The 21,400-nt window shown below is 70.7% G+C and carries 19 protein-coding genes; 12 read left to right on the top strand and 7 right to left on the bottom strand.

The annotated features are described in order from the left end of the window. Window positions 1-244 precede the first annotated feature (244 nt). From TSO221_RS14360 to TSO221_RS14350, 3 genes are read left to right on the top strand one after another with little or no spacing between them, the layout of a single operon-like run. Entirely contained in the window at window positions 245-2,992 is a 2,748-nt protein-coding gene (locus TSO221_RS14360) for a molybdopterin-dependent oxidoreductase (RefSeq protein WP_109119192.1), read from the top strand. Then, window positions 2,989-3,642: a 4Fe-4S dicluster domain-containing protein gene (locus TSO221_RS14355; protein WP_109119191.1), complete on the top strand. Its 654-nt coding sequence runs from the start codon at window positions 2,989-2,991 to the stop codon at window positions 3,640-3,642. Before TSO221_RS14360 ends, TSO221_RS14355 begins: the two co-directional genes overlap by 4 nt. Then, window positions 3,639-4,547, top strand: coding sequence for a dimethyl sulfoxide reductase anchor subunit (locus tag TSO221_RS14350; RefSeq protein WP_109119190.1), 909 nt, complete (start codon window positions 3,639-3,641; stop codon window positions 4,545-4,547). Before TSO221_RS14355 ends, TSO221_RS14350 begins: the two co-directional genes overlap by 4 nt. 217 nt (window positions 4,548-4,764) lie before the next feature. Here the strand turns inward: TSO221_RS14350 and TSO221_RS14345 are convergent, their stop codons facing one another. From TSO221_RS14345 to TSO221_RS14315, 7 genes are all read right to left on the bottom strand, one after another. Further along, complete coding sequence (locus tag TSO221_RS14345) at window positions 4,765-5,157, bottom strand: RidA family protein (protein WP_109119189.1); 393 nt, start codon at window positions 5,155-5,157, stop codon at window positions 4,765-4,767. Window positions 5,158-5,173: 16 nt separating this feature from the next. Next, window positions 5,174-7,840 (bottom strand): bifunctional acetate--CoA ligase family protein/GNAT family N-acetyltransferase, encoded by a 2,667-nt coding sequence (locus TSO221_RS14340; RefSeq protein ID WP_109119188.1) that lies wholly within the window; start codon window positions 7,838-7,840, stop codon window positions 5,174-5,176. Between the two features lie 98 nt (window positions 7,841-7,938). Then, a complete protein-coding gene (locus TSO221_RS14335; RefSeq protein ID WP_109119187.1) occupies window positions 7,939-8,643 on the bottom strand; it encodes an ABC transporter ATP-binding protein in 705 nt (234 codons plus the stop codon). Beyond that, window positions 8,640-9,401: an ABC transporter ATP-binding protein gene (locus tag TSO221_RS14330; protein ID WP_109119186.1), complete on the bottom strand. Its 762-nt coding sequence runs from the start codon at window positions 9,399-9,401 to the stop codon at window positions 8,640-8,642. Before TSO221_RS14330 ends, TSO221_RS14335 begins: the two co-directional genes overlap by 4 nt. After that, window positions 9,398-10,396: a branched-chain amino acid ABC transporter permease gene (locus tag TSO221_RS14325; RefSeq protein ID WP_109119185.1), complete on the bottom strand. Its 999-nt coding sequence runs from the start codon at window positions 10,394-10,396 to the stop codon at window positions 9,398-9,400. Before TSO221_RS14325 ends, TSO221_RS14330 begins: the two co-directional genes overlap by 4 nt. Continuing rightward, window positions 10,393-11,268: a branched-chain amino acid ABC transporter permease gene (locus TSO221_RS14320; protein WP_109119184.1), complete on the bottom strand. Its 876-nt coding sequence runs from the start codon at window positions 11,266-11,268 to the stop codon at window positions 10,393-10,395. The genes TSO221_RS14325 and TSO221_RS14320 overlap by 4 nt, the downstream gene beginning before the upstream one ends. A gap of 143 nt (window positions 11,269-11,411) precedes the next feature. Then, window positions 11,412-12,581: an ABC transporter substrate-binding protein gene (locus TSO221_RS14315; protein WP_109119183.1), complete on the bottom strand. Its 1,170-nt coding sequence runs from the start codon at window positions 12,579-12,581 to the stop codon at window positions 11,412-11,414. A gap of 190 nt (window positions 12,582-12,771) precedes the next feature. On the opposite strand from TSO221_RS14315, the gene TSO221_RS14310 reads away from it, so the two are divergent. The 9 genes from TSO221_RS14310 (at window position 12,772) to TSO221_RS14270 (ending at window position 21,389) form a co-directional block, all read left to right on the top strand. Further along, window positions 12,772-13,182 (top strand): hotdog domain-containing protein, encoded by a 411-nt coding sequence (locus TSO221_RS14310; protein WP_109119182.1) that lies wholly within the window; start codon window positions 12,772-12,774, stop codon window positions 13,180-13,182. 58 nt (window positions 13,183-13,240) lie between these two features. Then, entirely contained in the window at window positions 13,241-13,822 is a 582-nt protein-coding gene (gene padE, locus TSO221_RS14305) for an NADH-dependent phenylglyoxylate dehydrogenase subunit gamma (RefSeq protein WP_109119181.1), read from the top strand. Beyond that, window positions 13,806-14,081 carry an NADH-dependent phenylglyoxylate dehydrogenase subunit delta gene (gene padF / locus TSO221_RS14300; protein WP_109119180.1) on the top strand — a complete coding sequence of 92 codons (276 nt, stop codon included), beginning with the start codon at window positions 13,806-13,808 and terminating at the stop codon, window positions 14,079-14,081. The genes padE and padF overlap by 17 nt, the downstream gene beginning before the upstream one ends. Then, complete coding sequence (padG, locus tag TSO221_RS14295) at window positions 14,074-15,309, top strand: NADH-dependent phenylglyoxylate dehydrogenase subunit alpha (protein ID WP_109119179.1); 1,236 nt, start codon at window positions 14,074-14,076, stop codon at window positions 15,307-15,309. Before padF ends, padG begins: the two co-directional genes overlap by 8 nt. Before the next feature lie 11 nt (window positions 15,310-15,320). After that, window positions 15,321-16,580: an NADH-dependent phenylglyoxylate dehydrogenase subunit epsilon gene (gene padH, locus TSO221_RS14290; RefSeq protein ID WP_109119178.1), complete on the top strand. Its 1,260-nt coding sequence runs from the start codon at window positions 15,321-15,323 to the stop codon at window positions 16,578-16,580. 15 nt (window positions 16,581-16,595) lie between these two features. Continuing rightward, window positions 16,596-17,918 (top strand): NADH-dependent phenylglyoxylate dehydrogenase subunit beta, encoded by a 1,323-nt coding sequence (padI, locus tag TSO221_RS14285; protein WP_109119177.1) that lies wholly within the window; start codon window positions 16,596-16,598, stop codon window positions 17,916-17,918. 158 nt (window positions 17,919-18,076) lie between these two features. Further along, window positions 18,077-19,405 (top strand): phenylacetate--CoA ligase, encoded by a 1,329-nt coding sequence (locus tag TSO221_RS14280; RefSeq protein ID WP_109119176.1) that lies wholly within the window; start codon window positions 18,077-18,079, stop codon window positions 19,403-19,405. Between the two features lie 126 nt (window positions 19,406-19,531). Further along, window positions 19,532-20,536: an AAA family ATPase gene (locus TSO221_RS14275; protein ID WP_109119175.1), complete on the top strand. Its 1,005-nt coding sequence runs from the start codon at window positions 19,532-19,534 to the stop codon at window positions 20,534-20,536. Then, a complete protein-coding gene (locus TSO221_RS14270) occupies window positions 20,526-21,389 on the top strand; it encodes a ParB/RepB/Spo0J family partition protein (protein WP_109119174.1) in 864 nt (287 codons plus the stop codon). The genes TSO221_RS14275 and TSO221_RS14270 overlap by 11 nt, the downstream gene beginning before the upstream one ends. Window positions 21,390-21,400 lie beyond the last annotated feature (11 nt).

Below are 21,400 nucleotides of genomic sequence, written 5' to 3'. Positions count from 1 at the left end.
TTCCCCCGCCACATCCATTTCGTCCAGGACCTGCCCAAAACGGCAACCGGAAAAATCCAGCGCTTCCGATTGCGCCAGATGATGGACGAGCCGGCGGGGCCGTGAGCCGCGGGAAGCTCCTGCGGGCTCCGGCCACACGCGGGTTGAACGGCGGCGAATAATTAGGCATAGTAGTACCGATTTACCTCATTGATCCGCCTTCTGCCGTGAACGGGGCTGTTCCGGGAGGCGCCGAGGAGCCGAGATGAGGACAAGAGCCGAGAGCGTCACGTCCGTCCCGACCTACTGCTACAACTGCGTGGCCGGGCCCGACCTGATGACCGTCACCGTCGAGGACGGGGTCGCCACCGCCATCCGCCCGAACTTCGACGCCAAGGAGCACCCGGCCAACGGGCGCGTCTGCGTCAAGGCGTACGGGCTGATCGAGAAGACCTACAACCCGCACCGCATCCTCACGCCGATGCGCCGCACCAACCCCAACAAGGGCCGCGGCGAGGATCCCGGCTTCGTCCCCATCACCTGGGACGAGGCGCTGGAGGCCATCGCCGGCCGGCTGAATCACGTCCGCGCCACCGGGCTGGTGGACGAGGCGGGCCTGCCGCGGGTCGCCGCGACCTTCGGGCACGGCGGCACGCCGGCCGCCTACATGGGCACGCTGCCGGCGTGGCTGGCCGCCTGGGGACCGATCGACTTCAGCTTCGGGTCGGGCCAGGGCGTCAAGTGCGTGCACTCCGAGCACCTCTACGGCGAGTACTGGCACCGCGCCTTCACCGTGTGCGCCGACACGGTGCTGACGCGCTACGTCATCTCCTTCGGCACCAACGTCGAGGTCTCCGGCGGCGCCTGCGCCGTGTACCGCCACGCCGACGCCCGCATCCGCGGCATCAAGCGCGTGCAGGTCGAGCCGCACCTCTCGGTCACCGGCGCCGCCTCGGCCGAGTGGGTGCCGATCAAGCCGAAGACCGACGGCGCCTTCCTGCTGGCGCTGATCCACGTGCTGCTGCACGAGATCCCGCGCGACCGCCTGGACTTGCCGTTCCTGCGCGACCGCACGGCCTCGCCCTATCTCGTCGGACCCAACGGCTACTATCTGCGCGACCCGGACAGCGGCAAGCCGTTGCTGTGGGACCTGGGGACGGGCGCGGCGGTGCCGCACGACACACCCGGCGCCGACCCGGCGCTGGAGGGCCGCTTCACGGTCCCGCACGCGGTGGAGCACGGCCCCGACGAGACCCGGTGGGAGCACCGCGGCGCCGAGGGCCGCACCGCCTTCACGGCGATGGTCGAGCAGATGGCGCAGTTCTCGCCGGAGTGGGCGGAGGGCGTGTGCGAGGTCCCGGCGTCCACCGTGCGCCGCGTCGCCGGCGAGTACGTGGAGAACGCCTGCGTCGGCCAGACCATCGACATCGACGGGCAGACCCTGCCGTTCCGCCCGGTGGCGATCACGCTGGGCAAGACGGTCAACAACGGCTGGGGTGCCTACGAGTGCTGCTGGGCGCGCACCATGATGGCGACCCTGGTCGGCGCCCTGGAGGTGCCGGGCGGCACGCTGGGCACCACCATCCGCCTCAACCGCCCGCACGAGAACCGCCTGGCCAGCGTCAAGCCGGGGGCCGACGGCTTCATGGAATCGAAGTTCAACGCCACCGACGCCGAGCACTGGGCCGCGAAGCCGACCGGGCGCAACGCGCACAAGACGCTGGTGCCGATCGTCGGCAACTCGTCGTGGAGCCAGGCGCTGGGGCCCACGCACCTCGCCTGGATGTTCCTGCGCGCCACGCCGGACGGCTGGCCGAAGCCGAGCTATCCCGACGTCTGGTTCCTGTTCCGCACCAACCCGGCGATCTCCTTCTGGGACACCCGGCAGATGGTCGAGAACATGGCCCGGATGCCGTTCGTGGTGGCCTTCGCCTACACGCTCGACGAGACCAACTGGATGGCCGACATCCTGCTGCCCGACGCCACCGACCTGGAGGGCACCCAGCTCATCCGCGTCGGTGGCACCAAGTTCGTCGAGCAGCACTGGCACCACCAGGGCGTGGCGCTGCGCCAGCCGGCGGTGGCGCCGCGGGGCGACGCCCGCGACATGACCTGGATCGCCGGCGAGCTGGCGAAGCGCTGCGGCCTGCTGGAGGACTACAACAAGGCGCTGAACCGCGGTGCGGCGTGTGTGCCGCTGAAGGGCGAGGCCTACGACTTCTCCCTCGACCCCAAGGCCGAGCATTCCGTCGAGGCGATCTGGGACGCCGAGTGCAAGGCCGCCTGCGCCGCCTTCACCGGCGGCGCCGAGGCGCACGGCCTGGACTGGTTCAAGGAGCACGGCTACTTCGTCGTGCCGTTCAAGCGGGTGGACTGGTACCTCTACCCGACCATGGTGGCGAAGGGCCTGCGCTTCGAGCTGCCCTACCAGGAACGCCTGCTCCGCGTCGGCAAGGAGCTGGGGACCCGCCTGCACGACGCCGGCATCCGCTGGTGGGACGACCAGCTGCACGAGTACACCGCGCTGCCGGAATGGCACGACGTGCCGCAGCGCTGGGAGAACGCCGTCAAGGCGATGGGCGGCGAGCCGGCCGACTACCCGTTCTGGCTCATCACCACCAAGACCATGCAGTACACCACCGGCAACAACGCCGGCATCCCGCTGATGAACGAGGTCGGGCGCAACGTGCGCGACCACGGCGGCGTGCAGATCAACGCCGCGACGGCGGCGAAGCTCGGCATCATCGACGGCGACATGGTGGAGGTGCGCTCGGTCACCAACGCCACGCGCGGCAAGGCCATCGTGGTGCAGGGGCTGCGGCCCGACACGCTGGTCATCCACGGCCAGTTCGACCACTGGGCCACTCCCTTCGCCAAGGAGCTGGGCTTCCCCAGCCTGAACACCGTGGCGCCGCTGTCGCTGGACCTCACGGACTCCACCGGATCGGGCGCCGACGTGGTCAAGGTGTCGATCCGCAAGATCGTTCCCGGGATGGCGGGAGGTGCGGCATGACCCGCTACGTGATGGTCGTCGATCTGCGCCGCTGCGTCGGCTGCCAGACCTGCACCGCCGCCTGCAAGGTGACCAACGCCACCATGCCCGGCGTCCAATGGCGCCGTGTGGTGGACATGGAGGTCGGCACCTTCCCCGACGTGCAGCGCGTGTTCACTCCGGTGGGCTGCCAGCACTGCTCCGACCCGCCCTGCATGGAGGTCTGCCCGTCCACCGCGACCGGCAAGCGCGCCGACGGCATCGTCACCATCGACTACGACCTGTGCATCGGCTGCTCGTACTGCATGGTCGCCTGCCCGTACGAGGCCCGCTACAAGGTGGACAAGCCCGTCTGGGCCTTCGGCGACACGCCGACCGAGGTGGAGAAGCGCCGCTACGACCCGCGGATGATCGGCGTGGCGCAGAAATGCACCTTCTGCGTCGACACCATCGACGACGGCGTCTCCAAGGGCCTGACGCCGGGCGTCGATCCCGACGCCACGCCGGCCTGCGTCAACTCCTGCATTTCGGGGGCCATGCAGTTCGGCGACATCGAGGACCCGGACAGCAACGTCTCCAAGCTGCTGCGCGAGAACAGCCACTTCCGCATGCACGAGGAACAGGGGACCAACCCCGGCTTCTACTATCTCTGGGATGGGGCGCGCCCATGAACATCGGAACTGTTCCCAAGCTGCAGCGCTCGTGGGACCTGCGGGCGGCGTGCAACTTCATCGGCGGCGGCACCGGCGCGGGGCTGCTGCTGTTCGCCGCCGTCTCGGCCGTGCTCGGCTGGCCCTGGGTGGCCGCGGCGCTGGCCGCCCTCGCCTTCGTCGGCTTCGGCTTGTCGATGGTGTGGCTGGAGATCGGCAAGCCGCTGCGCGCCGTCAACGTCTTCTTCCACCCGCAGACCTCCTGGATGACCCGCGAGGGCATCGTCGCGCTGCCGCTGTTCGTGCTGACGGCGCTGTCCATCGTGCTGGCGCTGGCCCTTCCCGACGCCGACGTGCTCGCCGCGATGACGCTGGAACTGGCCGCCATGGTCGGCCTCGGCTTCCTCTACTGTCAGGCGCGCATCCTGCGCGCCGCCCGGGGCATCCGCGCCTGGAGCGAGCCCGCCTTGCTGCCGCTGACCCTCGCCAGCGGTCTGGCCGAGGGAGCGGGCGTGTATCTGGTGCTCGCCGGCGCCCTGGGAGCGATGCCGCCCTGGGCCCTGGCGTTGGGTCTGGTCCTGTGCGGGGCGCGGTACGCGGCGTGGCGGCGCTACCGGACCCGGCTCTCGGCGAACGGCGCGCCGGTCGCCTCGCTCGCCGTGCTGCACGGCGCCGAGCCGCTGGTGGTGTGGCCGGGCCACGCGGTGCCGGCGGCGCTGCTGGTGCTGGCCCTGGCCGGCGTGCTGCCCGGTGTGCTCGGCCCGCTGGCGGGCATCGCGATGGCGGTCGCGGGCTGGTACGTCAAGGTGCTCATCGTGCTGCGTGCGGCCCGGTCGAACGGCTTTGCCGTCGTCCGCACGCCGGTGCGCGGGCGCGGGATCAGCAAGGCCGGCGACCGCTACGGCTGGCACGTGCCGGGGCGGTGAGGGGGTCGGGGGATCCCCAAGGCAATCGCTTGAAAGCCCCTCTCCCCTTGAGGGAGAGGGGTTGGGGAGAGGGGGGCGCCGGCGAATGCCGGCTGGTCTTTTTCCCGCCCTCTGGGCGGTAACGCCCCCTCATCCCAACCCTTCTCCCTCAAGGGGAGAAGGGCTTTTCAGGATGTAGATCCTTCAGGCGATCACCCTGGACCGCCCCCCGGATCGCCTACGACGGGAGGACCGCGGTCGCCTCGATCTCCAGCTTCGCCCCGTCCTCGATGAAGCCCTTGACCTCGATGACCGACATGACGGGGTAGTGGCGGCCGATCACCTCCTTGTAGACGGCGCCCAGGCTTGCGCGGCAGTCCAGGTACTCCCGCTTGTCGGCCACGAACCAGGTCAGCCGCACGAGGTGCTCGGGCCGGCCGCCGGCCTCGGCGAGCACGGCGACGATGTTCCGGAGCGCCTGCTCGGCCTGTCCGGTGAAATCCTCGGCCTCGAAGCGTTCCTGCGCGGTCCAGCCGACCATGCCGGCGATGAAGACCATCCGGCCTTGCGCCACCACGCCGTTGCTGTAGCCCTTGGGACGCGGCCAGCCGTCCGGATTCAGCGTCTGCATGCCTTGGTTCCTCGCGTCAGTTGAGCCGGTACGAGACCCGCAGGATTCCGTCCTCGTCGCCCGGGCCGACGGTGAAGCCGAAGCGGTCGAGGAAGCTCAGCATCGGCTCGTTCTCGGCCAGCACGTCGCCGGTCATCTCCCGCAGGCCGTTGGCGCGGCAGTGGTCCATCATCTTGCGCATCAGGCGGGTTCCCAGGCCCTGGCCCTTGAGGTCGGACCGGGTGATCATGGAGAACTCCGCCCGCTGGTTGTCGGGGTCGGCGACGGCGCGCATGACGCCCAGCGTCTCCGGCTCGCCGTCGGCGCCGGGGGCGACGGCGATGAAGGCCATCTCGCGATCGTAGTCGATCTGCGTCAGCCGCGCCATCTCGCTGTGCGGTAGCGACGCCTTGTAATGGAAGAAGCGGAACCGGACGTCCTCCGGCGTCAGCTTGGAGATGAAGACGTGGTGCGCCGGCTCGTCCTCCGGACGGATCGGGCGTAGCAGCACGGCACGGCCGTCGCGCAGCAGGATCGTCTCCTCCAGCCACTTCGGGTACGGCCGGATGGCGAGGCGGTGCGGGTCCGGCTTCGCCGCGGCGATCTTCATGCGGGCGTCCACCGCGGTCACCCCGCGCTCGTCGGCGAACAGCGGGTTGATGTCCATCTCCAGCAGCTCCGGCACGTCGGCGACGAGCTGCGAGACCTGCATCAGCGTCAGGCAGACGGCGTCCAGGCTGGCGGCCGGGCGGTTCAGGTGCTCCTTGAGCAGCGTGGCGACGCGCGTGCGCGCCACCAGTTCGCGCGCCAGCGGCAGGTTCAGCGGCGGCAGCCCGACGGCGAGGTCGCGGAACAGCTCCGCCGCGCGCCCGCCCTCGCCGAACAGGATGATCGGCCCGAACAGCGGGTCGGTGGCGGCGCCGATGAAGAGCTGTCGGGCGTTGCCGCGCGGCACCATGCGCTGCACGCTGAAGCCGGTGATGCGGGCGTCCGGGCGCTTTTCGGCGACGCGCGCGAGCATGCCGTGCGCGGCGGCCTCCACCGCGTCCGCCGTCTCCAGGCCGAGCGCCACGCCGCCGACGTCCCACTTGCGGCGGATGTCCGGCGACATGATGGTCGTCGCCACCGGAAACCCGATCGACTGCGCCAGCCGCCGGGCGTGCGCCGGGTCGGCGGCGATGTGCGTCTCCACCACCGGGATGCCGTAGGCCGACAGCACCTCCTTCACCTGCGGCTCGTTCAGGTAGGTCTGGCCGGCGGCCAGGGCCCGCTGGACGACGCGCCGCGCGGCGTCGGGGTCGGGGTGGAACTCGACCGGGACCGAGGGCGGCGTCTGCATCAGCGACTCCTGCCGGTGCCGGTAGTTCACCATGTGCAGGAAGGCGCGCACCGCGTCGGCCGGGGTGTCGAAGGTCGGCACGCCGGCGTCGACGAACAGCTTGCGGTCGCTCGCCACCGTGTCGCCGCCGATCCAGCAGGTCAGCACGTTGGTGCCGTGCTGGCGCACCGTGCGGATCACCGCCATGGCCGCCTCGGTGCTGCTGGTCAGCGTGGTGGGCGTGTGCATGGCGAGGATGGCGTCCACCTCCTCGTCCTCGCCGAGGATCTTGAGCACGTCGGCGTAGCGCGCCGCGGTGGCGTCGACGCGGACGTCGATGGGGTTGGCGCCGCTCCACGACGGCCCCAGCAGCGCCTTCAGCCGGGCGGCCGTCCGGTCGGACAGCGCGGGCAGGGCGAGGCCGCCGGCGTGCAGCTCGTCCGCCGCCATGATGCCGGTGCCGCCGCCGTTGGACACGGCGACCAGCCGCTCGCCGCGCATCGGCCGGGCGCGGGCCAGCGTCTCCACCGCGCCGAACAGCTCGTCGATGGAGCGCACGCGCAGGATGCCGGCGCGCTGCAGCGCCGCGTCGAACACGGCGTCCGGATCGACCAGCGAGAGCACGTCCGGCGACAGCTCGGCGAAGCCGGCGGTGCCGCTGCCCGGCGGCCGGCGTCCGGCCTTGACGGCGAGCACCGGCTTGTTGCGCGCGGCGGCGCGGGCGGCGGCCATGAAGGTCCTGCGCTCCCGCAGATCCTCGATGTAGAGCAGGATGGCGCGCGTGCCGGGGTCGGAGCCCAGATAGTCCAGCATGTCGCCGAAGCCGATGTCCGAGGCGTCGCCCAGCGAGACGAAGTGCGAGAATCCCACCCGTCGCGGGTACGCCCAGTCGAGCACCAGGGTGCCGACCGCGTCCGACTGCGAGACGAAGCCGATCGGCCCCGGCAGCGCCCGGACGTGGCTGAAGCTGGCGTTCAGGCGGAACGGCGGCACCTGGATGCCGAGGCTGCGCCCGCCCAGGAAACGCAGGTCGTGCCGCGCCGCCGCGGTCAGCGCGCGGGCCTGCTGCGCCTCGTCCAGGCCGCCGATGACCAGCGCCGCGCGGGTGCCGCGCACGCCCAGCTCGTCGATCAGGTCGGGCACGGTCTCCGGCGGCGTGCACAGCACGGCGAGGTCGGGCGTGCGCGGCAGGCTGAACACGTCGGGGTAGGCCAGCACGCCGGCCACCGCGTCCTGGCGCGGGTTGATCGGCATGATCGCCCCCTCGAACCCGCCGGCCTGGAGGTTGCGCATGACCACGTTGCCGACGCTCTGCGGCCGGTTGGTGGCGCCGACCACCGCGATCGAACGCGGGCGGAACAGGTGCTGGAGATACGAGATGCTCATGGGCGCGCGCCCCTCGTGCAGCGGGCGGAAATAGCCCTCGGGTCGAGGGTATGCGCCGGCGCACGCCGCGGCAACCCGATCCGGCGGCGGGACCGGCCTCAGAGGCCGAGATAGGCCTCCTTCACCCGCGCGTCGTGCAGCAGCGCCGTCCCGGTGTCGGTGAGCACCACCCGCCCGGTCTCCAGCACGTAGCCGCGGTCGGCGATGGCCAGCGCGGCGTGGGCGTTCTGCTCGACCAGGAAGATCGTCGTCCCCTGGCGTTTCAGCTCCTTCACGGCGGTGAAGATCTCCGCCACCAGGATCGGTGCCAGCCCCATGCTGGGCTCGTCCAGCAGCAGCAGGCGCGGCTGCCCCATCAGGGCGCGGGCCATGGCGAGCATCTGCTGCTGCCCGCCGGACAGCGTGCCGGCCGGCAGGCGGCGGCGCTGCGCCAGGATCGGGAACATCTGGAACATGCGGCGGATGTCCGCCTCGACGTCGGGCCCGTGCCGGCGGTAGGCGCCCAGGCGCAGGTTGTCCTCGACGCTCAGCGGCCCGAACACCTGCCGGCCCTCCGGGACCTGGAGGATGCCCAGGTCGACCCGCCGCTCCGGCATCAGGGCGGTGATGTCGCGCCCCTCGAACCGGACGGCGCCGGCGCTCGCCGGGTGCACGCCGGACAGCGCGCGCAGCAGCGTCGTCTTGCCGGCGCCGTTGGCGCCGACCAGCGCCACCAGCTCGCCCTCGTCCACCGCGATGTCGATGCCGCGCAACGCCTCGATGCGGCCGTAGTGGGCCGACAGGCCCCGGATCTCCAGCATCATGCGGCGGCTCCCAGGTAGGCGGCGATGACGTCGGGGTGGGCGGCGATCTCGTCCGGCGCGCCCTCGGTCAGCTTGCGGCCGTGGTTGAGCACCAGGATGCGGTCGGAGATGCCCATGACCATCTTCATGTCGTGCTCCACCAGGATCACGGTGATGCCCTGCGCGGCGATCTTCTTGATCACTGCGTCCACCTCGCGGCTCTCGGTGGCGTTCAGCCCCGCCGCTGGTTCGTCGAGCAGCAGCAGCTTCGGCTCGGTCGCCAGCGCCCGGGCGATCTCCAGGCGCTTCAGCGCGCCGTAGGGCAGTGACGCGGCGTCGGCGTCCACGTAGCGGCCGCAGCCGACGAACTCCATGAGTTCGATGCAGCGGTCGCGCGCCGCCTCGTCGCGCCGCACCACGCCGGGGAAGCGCAGCAGCGAGGGCAGGAGGCGCCGGTCGAGCCGCAGGTGCCGGCCCACCATGACGTTCTCCAGCGCCGTCATCGAGGTGTAGATCTGCAGGTTCTGGAAGGTGCGCGACAGGCCGCAGGCGGCCAGCTCGTACGGCGGCTTGCCCGACACCATGGCGCCGTCGAGATAGACCGCGCCCCGGCTGGGCGCGTAGACGCCGGTGACGAGGTTCAGCACCGTCGTCTTGCCGGCGCCGTTCGGGCCGATGATCGAGTGGATGGTGCCGGCCTCCACCGCGAAGCTCAGCCCGTCCACCGCGGCGATGCCGCCGAACTGCTTGGACAGGGTCTCCACGCGCAGCAGCGTCATGACCGCCTCCACGATTTCGCGAGGTCGAGCAGCGTCACGAACAGGCCGCGGCGCATGAACACCATGGTGCCGATCATGATGAGGCCGAGGACGATGGATTCGTAGTCCTCGAACGCCACCAGCAGCTGCGGCAGCACGGTGAGCGACACCGCGCCGACGATGGCGCCGAAGGTCGAGGCCATGCCGCCGAACACCACCATGGTCACCAGCTCCACCGACTTCATGAAGCCGGCCTTGCCGGGCGTGATCATGCCGGCGTAGTGGGCGAACAGGCTGCCGGCCACCGCGGCGATGACGGCGGAGACGACGAACGCCAGCACCTTGTAGTGGGCGGTGTCCACGCCCACGACCTGGGCGCCGATCTCCGTGCCGTGCAGGGCGCGCAGCGCCCGGCCGACGGGGGAGTCGATCAGGTTCAGCGCCAGCCAGACGGTCAGCAGCAGCGTCACCCCGACGATCCCGTACCAGGTGTGATCGCCGGCCAGCGTCCAGCCCAGCACCGTCAGGTCGTCGAGCATCAGCCCGTCCGGTCCGCCGGTGATCCAGCTCTCGGTGTTGAGCACGATGGAGATGATGACACCCAGCCCCAGCGTCGCCATGGCGAGGTAATGACCCTTGAGGCGCAGCACCGGCCGCGCCACCGCGAAGGCCAGCACCCCCACCAGGACCGCGCCGGCCGCCAGCGCGCCCGGCGCCGGCCAGCCGTAGCGCGTGGTGAGGATGCCCGAGGCGTAGGCCCCCAGCCCGAAGAACGCCGCGTGCCCCAGGCTGATCTGCCCGGCGTAGCCGATCAGCAGGTTGAGCCCGACGCAGACGATGGCGTTCAGTCCGGCGTTGATGGCGACGTCGTAGGCGTAGGCGTTGGGCAGCGCCAGCGGCAGCAGCGCGATGACCAGCGCCAGCAGGCCCAGGCCGCCGGTGCGCGGCCTCAGCAGCGCGCGGGCGAGGCCGCCGCGCCGCGCGGGCGCGGCCGAAGCGTGGACGTCGGAGGTCATACGCGCTCGCTCCCCTTGTGGCCGAGCAGTCCGTTGGGCAGGAAGAACAGCACGACGAGGATGATGACGAAGGCGGTGGCGTCCTTGTAGGCGGAGGACAGGTAGCCGGCGCTCATCGCCTCGGCGATGCCGACCACCAGCCCGCCGAGCACCGCGCCCAGCCCGTTGCCCAGCCCACCCAGCACGGCGGCGGAGAAGCCCTTGAGGCCCAGCATGACGCCCGCCTCGTAGCTGGTGAAGGTGATCGGGGCGACGACGATGCCGCCGATGGCGCCCAGCCCCGCCGAGAGCGCGAAGGAGGTCAGCAGCACCCGCCGGATCGGCACGCCGACGAGCTGCGCGCCGAGCCGGGAGTAGGACACCGCCAGCATCGCCTTGCCGGCCATGGTGCGGCCGAAGAACCAGCCGAGCGCCAGGATCGCCGCCAGCGACACGCCCATCACCCACAGGCTCTGTGGCAGCATGGTGGCGCCCAGCACGCTGATGGGAACCGTGCCGGAGAAGGCGGGCAGGGCGTGGAACTCCTTGTCCCACACCACCTGGGCCACGCCGCGCAGCAGGATCGACGCGCCGATGGTGATGATGATGACGGTGACGACCGAGGCGTCCCCGGCCGGCACCACGGCGAAGCGCGCCAGCGCCACACCCACCGCCGCGGCGATGGCCACCGCCAGCGGGATCGCCAGCTCCAGCGGCAGCCCCAAGCCGACCAGCGAGACGGTCGCCATGGCGCCGATCATCAGGAACTCGCCCTGGGCGAAGTTGATGACGTGGCTGGCGTTGTAGATGATCGAGAAGCCCAGCCCCGCGAGCGCGTAGATCGCGCCCAGCGTGAGGCCGGAGAACAGGAACTGCAGGAAGGTCGACGTCATGGATCCTCCCCAGAATCCGCTCTCCCCTCCGGGGAGAGGATGGCGCGAAGCGCCGGGTGAGGGGGTCTTCGGGGGACCGGACGCACACGCGGTGCCGGCCCCCTCACCCCAACCCTCTCCCCGGAGGGGAGAGGGGGCTGCCGTCAGTCGAGGAGCGCCCAGTCGCCCTTGCGGACCTCGACCATGTGGAACGCGTCCGGCGTTAGGCCCATGTGGTCCTTGGCCGACATGGTCACCACGCCGCCGGTGCCGACGAAGTTCGCGGTCTTCTCGATCTCGTCGCGCACCTTGACCTTGTCGGTGCCGCCCGCCCGGTCGATGGCGGCGAGCGCGATCAGCAGCCCGTCGTAGGCGTGGCCGGCGAAGGCCGACGCCTCCATCCGGTAGGTGTCCTCGTAGGTCTTCTTGAAGGTGGTCACCACCGCCTTCTGCGGGTCGGCGGCGGGCAGCTGGTCGGCGATCACCAGGCCGGAGGCCGGCAGGCGCACGCCCTCGCTGGCCGGGCCGGCGAGCTTGATGTACTCCTTCGAGGCGACGCCGTGGCTCTGGTACAGCGGCAGGGTGATGCCGAGCTGCTGATAGTTGCGCGTCACGATGGCCGGGCCCTGGCCGAAGCCGAAGTTGAACACCGCCTGCACGCCCGGCGCGTTGCGCAGCCGGGTGAGTTGCGCGGTGACGTCCGAATCCTTGGGCGAATAGACCTCGTCCGCCACGATCTCGATCCCGAAATCCTTGGCGACCAGCACCGACTGGTCATGCCCGGACTTGCCGAAGCCGGCGTCCTCGGAAATCAGCGCCACCTTGCTCAGGCCGCGCTTCTTCACGTCGGCGAACACCTTCTCGGCGGCCAGGCGGTCGGTGTGCGGGGTCTTGAACACCCACTTCTTCACCGGCTCGACGATCACCACCGCGCCCGCCAGCGAGATGAACGGGATCTCCGCCTTCTCCGCCAGCGGCACGGCGGCCATGGTGGTGGCGGTGGTGGTGCCGCCGATGATGATGTCCACCCCGTCGCTGTCGATCAGACGCTTGGTGAAGCTGGCCGCCTTGTCGGCCGCGCCGCCGTCGTCGTAGACGGTGAGCTGGAGCTTGCGCCCCTTCACCCCGCCGTCCTTGTTGATGCGGTCGACGAACAGCTCCAGCACCTTCTTCTCGGGGTCGCCCAGGAAGGACGCGCCGCCCGTCACCGACAGGACGGCGCCGATCTTGATCGGCGGCTCCGCGGCGTCGGGAGCGGTGGGGTGCAGGACAAGGGCAAGCGCGAGCGCGCCTGCGCCGAGAGTGGTCCGAAGACCGGATCCGTACGCCTTCATGGGCAGCGCCTCCTTCCGCCATTTCTTTTTAAATTTCAGCCGTTCCGGGATGTTGTCAGTTTGTCCAACAAACAATCCAGCTTGCATAAACGGCTAATCGGTACCATAATGCCATTTATAGCGCATGCCAACAGGAATTTTGGGGATATTACCCCCGGCGTGCCGCACCAAAAAGAAAGGAAACGCACCCGTGAAGGCCAGCCTGACGACCGGAATCGGCACCACCAAGCGCATCGTCGTCGACCGCGACCGCACCATCGGCTTCATGGGCGAGGAGGGCCGCGTCTACGCCACGCCGGAGCTGCTGCGCGACATCGAACAGACGTGCCGCGATTTCCTGCTCGAGCACCTGGACGCGGACGAGGACACCGTCGGCGCCCGGGTCGAGCTGGACCACACCGCGCCGACGCTGGCCGGGATGTGGGTGGAGATCACGGTGACGGTGGCGGAGGTGCAGGGGCGTTCGGTGACGCTGGAGATCACCGCCAGGGATCCGGTGGACACCATCTGCAAGGCGCGCCACGGCCGCTTCGTCGTCGGCGTCGCCAAGACGGTGGAGCGCCTGAAGGCGAAGGCCGCCAAAGCCGCCGCCCTGGCCTGAGCCCCACCGCCACGCACCAGCGGATGGGCGCCAGTGGCGCCGCTCCGAGGGAGTTCCCATGCACGAGATCCGCATTCACGGCCGCGGCGGGCAGGGCACGGTGCTCGCCGCCGAGATCCTGGCCAAGGCGCTGGTGGCCGAGGGCAAGCACGTGGTCGCCATCCCCTCCTTCGGCTTCGAGCGGCGCGGCGCGCCGGTCTCGGCCTGCCTGCGCGTGGACGGGCGCGAGATCCGCGCCATGACCAACATCTACCGTCCCGACACGCTGCTGTGCATCGACCCGACGGTCGGGCGCGCCGTCAACATCTTCGACGGCATGGCCGCGCACGGCGCGCTGGTGCAGGCCACCAAGCGCCCGGTGGAGGAGCTGGCGGCGCCGGAGACGGTGGAGACGCTGGGCCTGTGCGACGCGGTGGGGGTCGCGCTGAGCATCTTCGGGCGGCCGATCACCAACTCGGTCATGCTCGGCGCGTTCGCGCGAACGACCGGGCTGGTGTCCCTGGAATCGCTGAAGGAAGGCATCGAGGCCGCGGACTTCCGCGACGCCGGTCTGGCGCAGAACCTGACGGCGGTCGAGCGCGGCTACGCCGGCACCACGGTCTACCAGCGCACGGAGGGCGGCTATGAAGCCCGGACCTGAGTCTGTTCCGGACGACCTGTGCCCGGTCGCCACCCAGCTGAGCGGGCTGATGCCCGGCGACTGGCGCGCGCTGCGGCCGGTGGTGGACCGCGCCAAGTGCGTGAAGTGCGCGGTGTGCTGGCTGTATTGCCCGGTGCAGTGCGTCGTCGAGAAGGCGGCGTGGTTCGACATCGACCTGCGGGTCTGCAAGGGCTGCGGCATCTGCGCGCGGGAGTGCCCGCACCGCGCCATCGCCATGGTGGAGGAAATCGATGGCTGACGCCGCCGCGCTGCTGCCCAACGCGCCGAAGACCATCGTCTGCGACGGCAACGAGGCCGCCGCCTGGGGCGTGGTGCTGTCGCGCCCCGACGTGGTCGCCGTCTACCCGATCACGCCGCAGTCGTCGCTGGTCGAATACGTCTCGCAGTTCATCGCCGACGGCACGCTGGACGCCGAGCTGCTGAACCTGGAGGGCGAGCACAGCGTGCTCTCGGCGCTCCAGGGCGCCGCGCTGGCCGGTGCGCGCACCTACACCGCCACCTGCGGCCCCGGCCTCGCCTTCATGTTCGAGCCGTACGTGCGCACGCCGGGCCTGCGGCTGCCGATGGTGGCCTCGCTGGTGACGCGCGACATGCTGACGCCGCAGTGCGTCTGGGGCGGCCAGCAGGACGCCATGACGGTGCGCGACTGCGGCTGGATCCATATGTACTGCGAGACCGTGCAGGAGGTGCTGGACACCACCATCATGGCCTACCGCATCGCCGAGCACCGCGACGTGATGCTCCCCGTCAACGTCAACCACGACGGCAACTACCTGAGCTACGGCGTCGCGCGCGCCGAGATGCCGGCGCAGGCGGCGGTGGACGGCTTCCTCGGCGTAAAGGACGTCAACTGGCACGCCGCGCTCGACCCGCTGCGTCCGATGGCCATCGATCCGCTGACCGGCGGCGCCGGCGGCCCTGGGCCGTCGATGTTCGTGCGCTACCGCAAGGGCTTGTGCAACGGCATGCGGAACGCGTTGCGCGTCATCGAGGAGACGCACGCCGAATGGGGGCGGCTGACCGGCCGCCACCACGCGCCGCTGATCGAGGAATACCGCCTGGACGACGCCGAGGTGGCCCTGGTCACCATCGGGTCGATGACCGGGGCGGCCAAGGACGCGGTGGACGCGCTGCGCAGCGGCGGCAAGCGGGTCGGCCTGATCAAGGTGAAGACCATGCGCCCCTTCCCCGTCGAGGCGATGGCGCGGGCGCTGTCGAAGGTGAACGCCGTCGCCGTGGTCGACCGCGCGGTCAGCTACGGCTGGAACGCCGGGCCGGTCTACCAGGAGACGCTCGGCGCGCTGTACCGCGCGCGCCACATGATCCCGGCGGTGAGCGTCATCGGCGGCCTCGCCGGCGCCGACATCACCGACGGCCACTTCGCCCGCTGCATCGGGATGGCCTTCGCGGCCGCCGCCTCCGGCCAGGCGCCGGACGGCCCGGTGTGGCTCAACGAGAACGACTGAGGGGACCGACGATGCCGCACACCCGCTACCTCGTCGTCGGCGCCAGCCACGCCGGGCTGGAGGCGGTGACCGCCATCCGCCACTGGGACGCCGAGGGCTCGCTGACCGTGCTGAGCCGCGAGGCGCACCGGCCCTACTCGCCGACCATCCTGCCCTACGTCGTCTCCGGCCGCTCCCGGCCGGAGCGCGTCGCGCTGAAGGACGCGGCGTGGTTCGAGGCCCGCAAGGTCGACCTGCGCTGCGGCGAGGAGGTGGTGTCCATCGACACGGCCGGTGCCGTGGCCCGGACGGCGTCGGGCACGGAATGGCGCTATGAACGCCTGCTGCTGGCGACCGGCGCGGCGCCCGCCGTGCCGCCGGTACCCGGGCTGGCGGACGTGCGCTTCCACGTCCTGCGCACGCTGGACGACGCGCTGGCGCTGCGCGATGCGGGGGCCGGGGCGACGACGGCAGTGGTGCTGGGCGCCGGGCTGGTCGGGCTGCACGCCGCCGAGGTGCTGGCCAAGGCCGGCGCGCGGGTGGCGGTGGTCGAGCGGCAGGCGCACGCCCTGCCCGGCTACCTGGACGCCCCGGCGGCCGGGATCGTCGAGGCGGCGTTCCGCGATCGCGGCATCGCGCTGATGACGGGCCGTACGGTGTCGTCCGTGCAGAGCCGGGATGGCAGGCCAGTCTCCGTCACCCTCGACGACGGCGGCACGCTGCCGGCGGATCTGCTGCTGGTCGGCACCGGGGTGCGGCCGGCCACCGGCTTCCTGGAGGGGTCGGGCATCGCCGTCGGGCAGGGCATCCTGGTGGACGACACCATGCGCACCAACATCGCCGACGTCTGGGCGGCGGGCGACGTGGCGCAGGCGCGGGCCTTCTTCGGGGCGGCGCCCATCGTCAACGGCATCCTGCCCGACGCCGTCGAGCAGGGCCGCATCGCCGGGATGGCGATGGCCGGCGACCCGGCGCTCAAGCCCTACATCGGCGGCCTGCCGATCAACACCTTCCCGTTCTTCGGCCGCCACGCGGTGAGCGTCGGCATCGCTGGCGAGGACGACCCGTCGGTGGAGATCCACCGGCGCCTCGACGCCAGGGCCGGGCTCTACAGCCGGCTCTCGTTGAAGGACGGCCGGCTGATCGGCGTGTGCACGGTCGGCATGCCCATCGACGCCGGGGTGATGTGGCAGCTCATCAGCCGGCGCGTCGATCTGGCGCCGGTGAAGCAGGATTTCGTGGTGGCGCCGCTCGACACCGGGCGGGCGCTGATGTCGCGGCTGTGGCGCTGAGGCGGAGGGCAGGGCATGCCGAGCTATGAGACCATCGCCTTTCGCGCGCAGGATTGCGACGGGTGCATGAAGTGCGTCACCGCCTGCGCGCAGGCCAAGTCCGGGGCCGACGACCCGGCGCAGTCCCGCATCCAGATCCTCGGCGCCGCCGGGAAGTGGGAGCTGGCGCTCTGCCGGCAATGCGGCGACCCCAAGTGCGTCTCCAACTGCCCGTCCGCCGCGCTGGCCAAGGACGCGGAGACCGGCGTCGTCGCCTGGGACGCCGACCGGTGCGTCGACTGTCTGCTGTGCACCGTGGGCTGCGCCTACGCCGGCATCACCCGCGACGCGCGGGTCGGCCACGTGTCGAAGTGCGACCTGTGCGACGGCGACCCGGCGTGCGTGAAGGCGTGCGACCGCGGCGCGCTGACGCTCAACACCGCGGCGCGCATCCACCGGCGCGCGGCGGAGCGGGAGGACCTGTTCGCCCCCGGCCTCGCCGCCTGCCAGGGCTGCAATTCCGAGCTGCTGATCCGCCACACGCTGCGCCACGTCGGGCCGAACACCGTGGTGGCGACGCCGCCCGGCTGCATCCCCGGCATGGGGACGGTCGGCTACAACGGGCGCACGGGCACCAAGGTGCCGGTCTTCCACCCGCTGCTGACCAACACCGCGTCGATGCTCACCGGCATCAAGCGCTATTACAAGAGGGTCGGACGCGACGACGTGCAGGTGCTGGCGCTGGCCGGCGACGGCGGGACCTCGGACGCCGGCTTCCAGTCGCTGTCCGGCGCCGCCGAGCGTGACGAGCCGATGCTGTACATCTGCGTCGACAACGAAGGATACATGAACACCGGCATGCAGGCGTCCTCGGCGACGACCTACGGCTCGTGGACTTCGACCACGCCGGTCGGCGAGCGGCTGCAGGGCAAGTCCACCGAGGCGAAGAACCTGCCGGTGGTGATGATGACGCACAACTGCTCCTACGTCGCCACCGCGGCCACCGCCTTCCTCGAGGACTTCTATGAGAAGCTGGACAAGGCCATCGAGGTGTCGAAGACCGGCATGGCCTACCTTCACGTCTTCGCGCCCTGTCCGACGGGATGGCGCTTCGGCTCCGACCGGACGACGGACGTCTGCCGACTGGCCGTCGAGACGAACTTCTTCGCGCTGTGGGACTACACGCCGGACGCCGGGCTGACCTTCACCCGCCCGACCGGCCGGCCGCGGCCGGTGCGCGAGTATCTCGCCGGCATCGGCAAGTACCGGCACCTCAGCGAGGGGCAGGTCGCGCACATCCAGGCCACCGTCGAGCGCAAGATCGCGCACCTGCGCCGCTTCGAACGAACCGGCGCCTGATACCGGCGGCGCATGATCACTTCCAGTGAGCGCCGCCGGTAAAACCCGACAGATCAATGCGATAGCATTGATCGAAAGGGTCATGCGGACGACGTCTTCAGGCGCCGTCCGCATGACATCCGCCGCCCAACGACAAGAACTCAAGGGGGGAAACCGCCATGTCCGTGACGACCGCCGACTACATGTTCGCGCCGGAAGCGGAAACCATGCCGCGCCACAAGCTGGCCGACCTTCAGCTCAAGCGCCTGCAGCAGACGCTGCGCTGCGCCTACCGGAGCGTGCCGCACTATCGCAAGGCGTTCGACGCGGCGGGCGTGGTGCCGGACGACCTCCGCACGCTGGAGGATCTGGCGAAGTTCCCCTTCACCGTGAAGGCCGACCTGCGCGAGAACTACCCCTTCGGCCTGTTCGCCGTGCCGCGGAGCGAGCTGGTCCGGCTGCACGCGTCGTCGGGCACCACCGGCAAGCCCACGGTGGTCGGCTACACCGCCGGCGACCTCGACACCTGGGCGCGGCTGATGGCGCGCTCGCTCGCCTCGGCGGGTGCCCGGCCGGGCCAGACCATCCACAACGCCTATGGCTACGGCCTGTTCACCGGTGGCCTCGGCGCCCACTACGGGGCCGAGCGGCTGGGCTGCACCGTGGTGCCGATGTCCGGCGGCAACACCGAGAAGCAGATCGTGCTGATCCAGGACTTCGAGGCGCAGGTCCTCTGCGCCACGCCGTCCTACGCGTTGAACATCGCCGAAGTGGCGGAGAAGGAGGGCGTTGACCTCAGGAAGGGCTCGCTCCGGATCGCCGTCTGCGGGGCCGAGCCCTGGTCGGAGGCCATGCGCAAGGAGCTGGACGAGCGCCTGGGCGTGCGCGCCCACGACATCTACGGGCTGTCCGAGATCATGGGCCCCGGCGTCGCCGTGGAATGCCAGGAGCGCGACGGCCTGCACGGCTGGGAGGACCACTTCCTGTTCGAGATCGTCGATCCCGAGACCCTGAAGCCCAGGCCCATGGGCGAGACCGGCGAGCTGGTCATCACCACGCTGAGCAAGCAGGCGCTGCCGATGATCCGCTACCGCACGCGCGACATCACGCGGCTGTCGGTCGAGCCGTGCAGCTGCGGGCGCACACATGTGCGGATTCTGCGGGTGACGGGGCGCAACGACGACATGCTCATCATCCGCGGCGTCAACGTCTACCCCTCGCAGGTCGAGGCGGTGCTGGTGGGCTTCCCTAACATCGCGCCGCACTACCAGCTGGTCATCCAGCGCGAGGGCATGCTCGACACCCTGACCGTGGAGGTCGAGGCGGAGCCCGGCCTCGCCATCGGCCAGGAGGCCTACGATCACATCGGCCGCCAGGTGCAGCACCACATCAAGTCGATCATCGGCGTGACCTGCCGGGTGGTGGTGCTGAGCCCCGGCGAACTGCCGCGCTCGCAGGGCAAGGCGATCCGCGTCCGCGACCTGCGCAAGAAAGCCGGGCCGGCCTGATCCGCAGGTCCGAACCCGATGGTAGGAGTCGGTAGACGGTACCGGCCCTCAGCCGCATTCTCTTGACGGGAGTAGGCCCTACCTGTACTCCGATGGGGGTAGGCGCCATCCGGAAAGAGAGGGACCGTGCTCGGCGACAACATGCGCGCTTTCCGCGAGGGCCTCGGGCTGAACCAGAGCGAGTTCGCCGCCTGGCTCAACGAGCGCCTGCAGCGCAAGTACGACAAGCAGAAGATCAGCGCCTGGGAACGCGGCGCGGAGCGCATCCCGCAGGCGGTGGCGGCGTTGCTGGTCAAGGACATCGCGGCGTCCACCGGCGCCGGCGGCCCGGCCTTCATCGTCACCATCGCCAACCAGAAGGGCGGCGTGGGCAAGACCACCAGCGCGGTCAACCTTGCCAGCCTGCTGGCCAAGGCCGGCTACCGGACGCTGCTGGTCGATGCCGACCCGCAGGCCAACGCCTCCGTCCACCTGGGCATTCCGGTCAAGCAGTTGGAGGCCGGGAAGCGGACGCTCTACTACGCGCTGCGCGACGAATGCGCGCTTGGCGACGTGCTGGTGCAGATCGAGCACTCCGGCCTGCACGTCGCCCCTTCCAGCATCACGCTGTCGGAGATGGAGGTCGAGCTGGCCTCCGAGATGGGCGCCGACCACGTGCTGAAGGGGTGCCTGGAGGGCGTGGCGAAGACCTTTGACTTTATAGTGATCGACACCCCGCCCAACCTCGGCCGGTTGACGGTGAACGCGCTGGCCGCCGCGCACAGCGTGCTGATCCCCTGCCAGACCGAGACGCTGGCGATGCTCGGCATCGAGCTGCTGATGCGCAGCGTCACCAAGGCGCAGCGCCGCATCAACCACGGCCTGCGCGTGCTGGGCATCCTGCCGACCATGTACGACAAGCGCCTGACCCAGGATCGCGAGACGCTGGCGGAGATGCACCAGACCTACGCCGGCGCCATGCGCATCTTCCCGCCGCTGCCCTCGGCCACGCTGTACCCGCAGTCGGTGAAGGGCGGGCGGGCGCTGCTGGAGGCCATGCCGGACGCCCCCGGCGCCAGCGTCTATCAGGCGGTCTACGACGCGGCGGTATCTGAGCGCCGCAAGCTTCTGGAGGCCAAGCATGTCGCGTAGCCCGTTCAAGAAGGCCGTCAACCCGGCGCTGTCCCAGGTGGTGGAGCGCGACGTTCTGTTCGGCCTGTCCGACAACTTCCCCAAGCTGGTCGAGGTCGACGTCGACCGCATCGACCCCAACCCTGACCAGCCGCGCAAGGTGTTCGACGAGGACGCGCTGCAGGAGCTGGCGGACTCCATCCGCCGCCTCGGCCTCAAGCAGCCCATCGGCCTGCGCGAGTCGGACGGCGGGCGCTACACCCTGGTGTTCGGCGCGCGCCGGCTGGAGGCGGTGCGGCTGCTGGGCAACGACACGGTGTTCGGCATCCTGACCACCGGCGACCCGGCCGAGATCGCGCTGATCGAGAACATCCAGCGCGTCGATCTCACCCCCTTCGAGGAAGCCGACGGCTACGCCCGCCTGATCGAGCGCCATCATTACACGCATGAGGCGCTGGCCGGCGTCGTCCACAAGAGCCGGCCGATGGTCACCAAGTACCTCGGCCTGCGCAGCCTGCCGGACGCGATTCGCGACGCCTATGCCGACCTGCGCCCGCCGTTGCGCATGCTGTTCCAAATCACCACCCTGCCCGAGGAGCAGCGGATGCCGGCGTGGGACTCCTACGCCGCCGCCCTGAAGGCGCGCCTCGCGTCGTCCTCGCGCTCGGCCGATGCGGGGCCGCGTGAGCGTCCGGGGCGCCGCGACGAGCCGGTGGCCGCGCCGAGCGCCTTCCCGTTGCGGGTGGCGCGTGCGGTTGACCGCGTGCGGGTGTCGCTCGACGCCTTCCGCCAGAAGCCCGCCCCGCTGTACGCCGCCGACCGCGAGGCGCTGCGCGAGATCCGCCGGCACATCGACGAGATCCTCGGGGAGTGAGTGTTCACGCG

The organism is Azospirillum sp. TSO22-1 (genome assembly GCF_003116015.1).
GTDB lineage: Bacteria > Pseudomonadota > Alphaproteobacteria > Azospirillales > Azospirillaceae > Azospirillum.
Note: the sequence above shows the minus strand (reverse complement) of the source record. Positions and strands in the feature narration are given on the sequence as shown.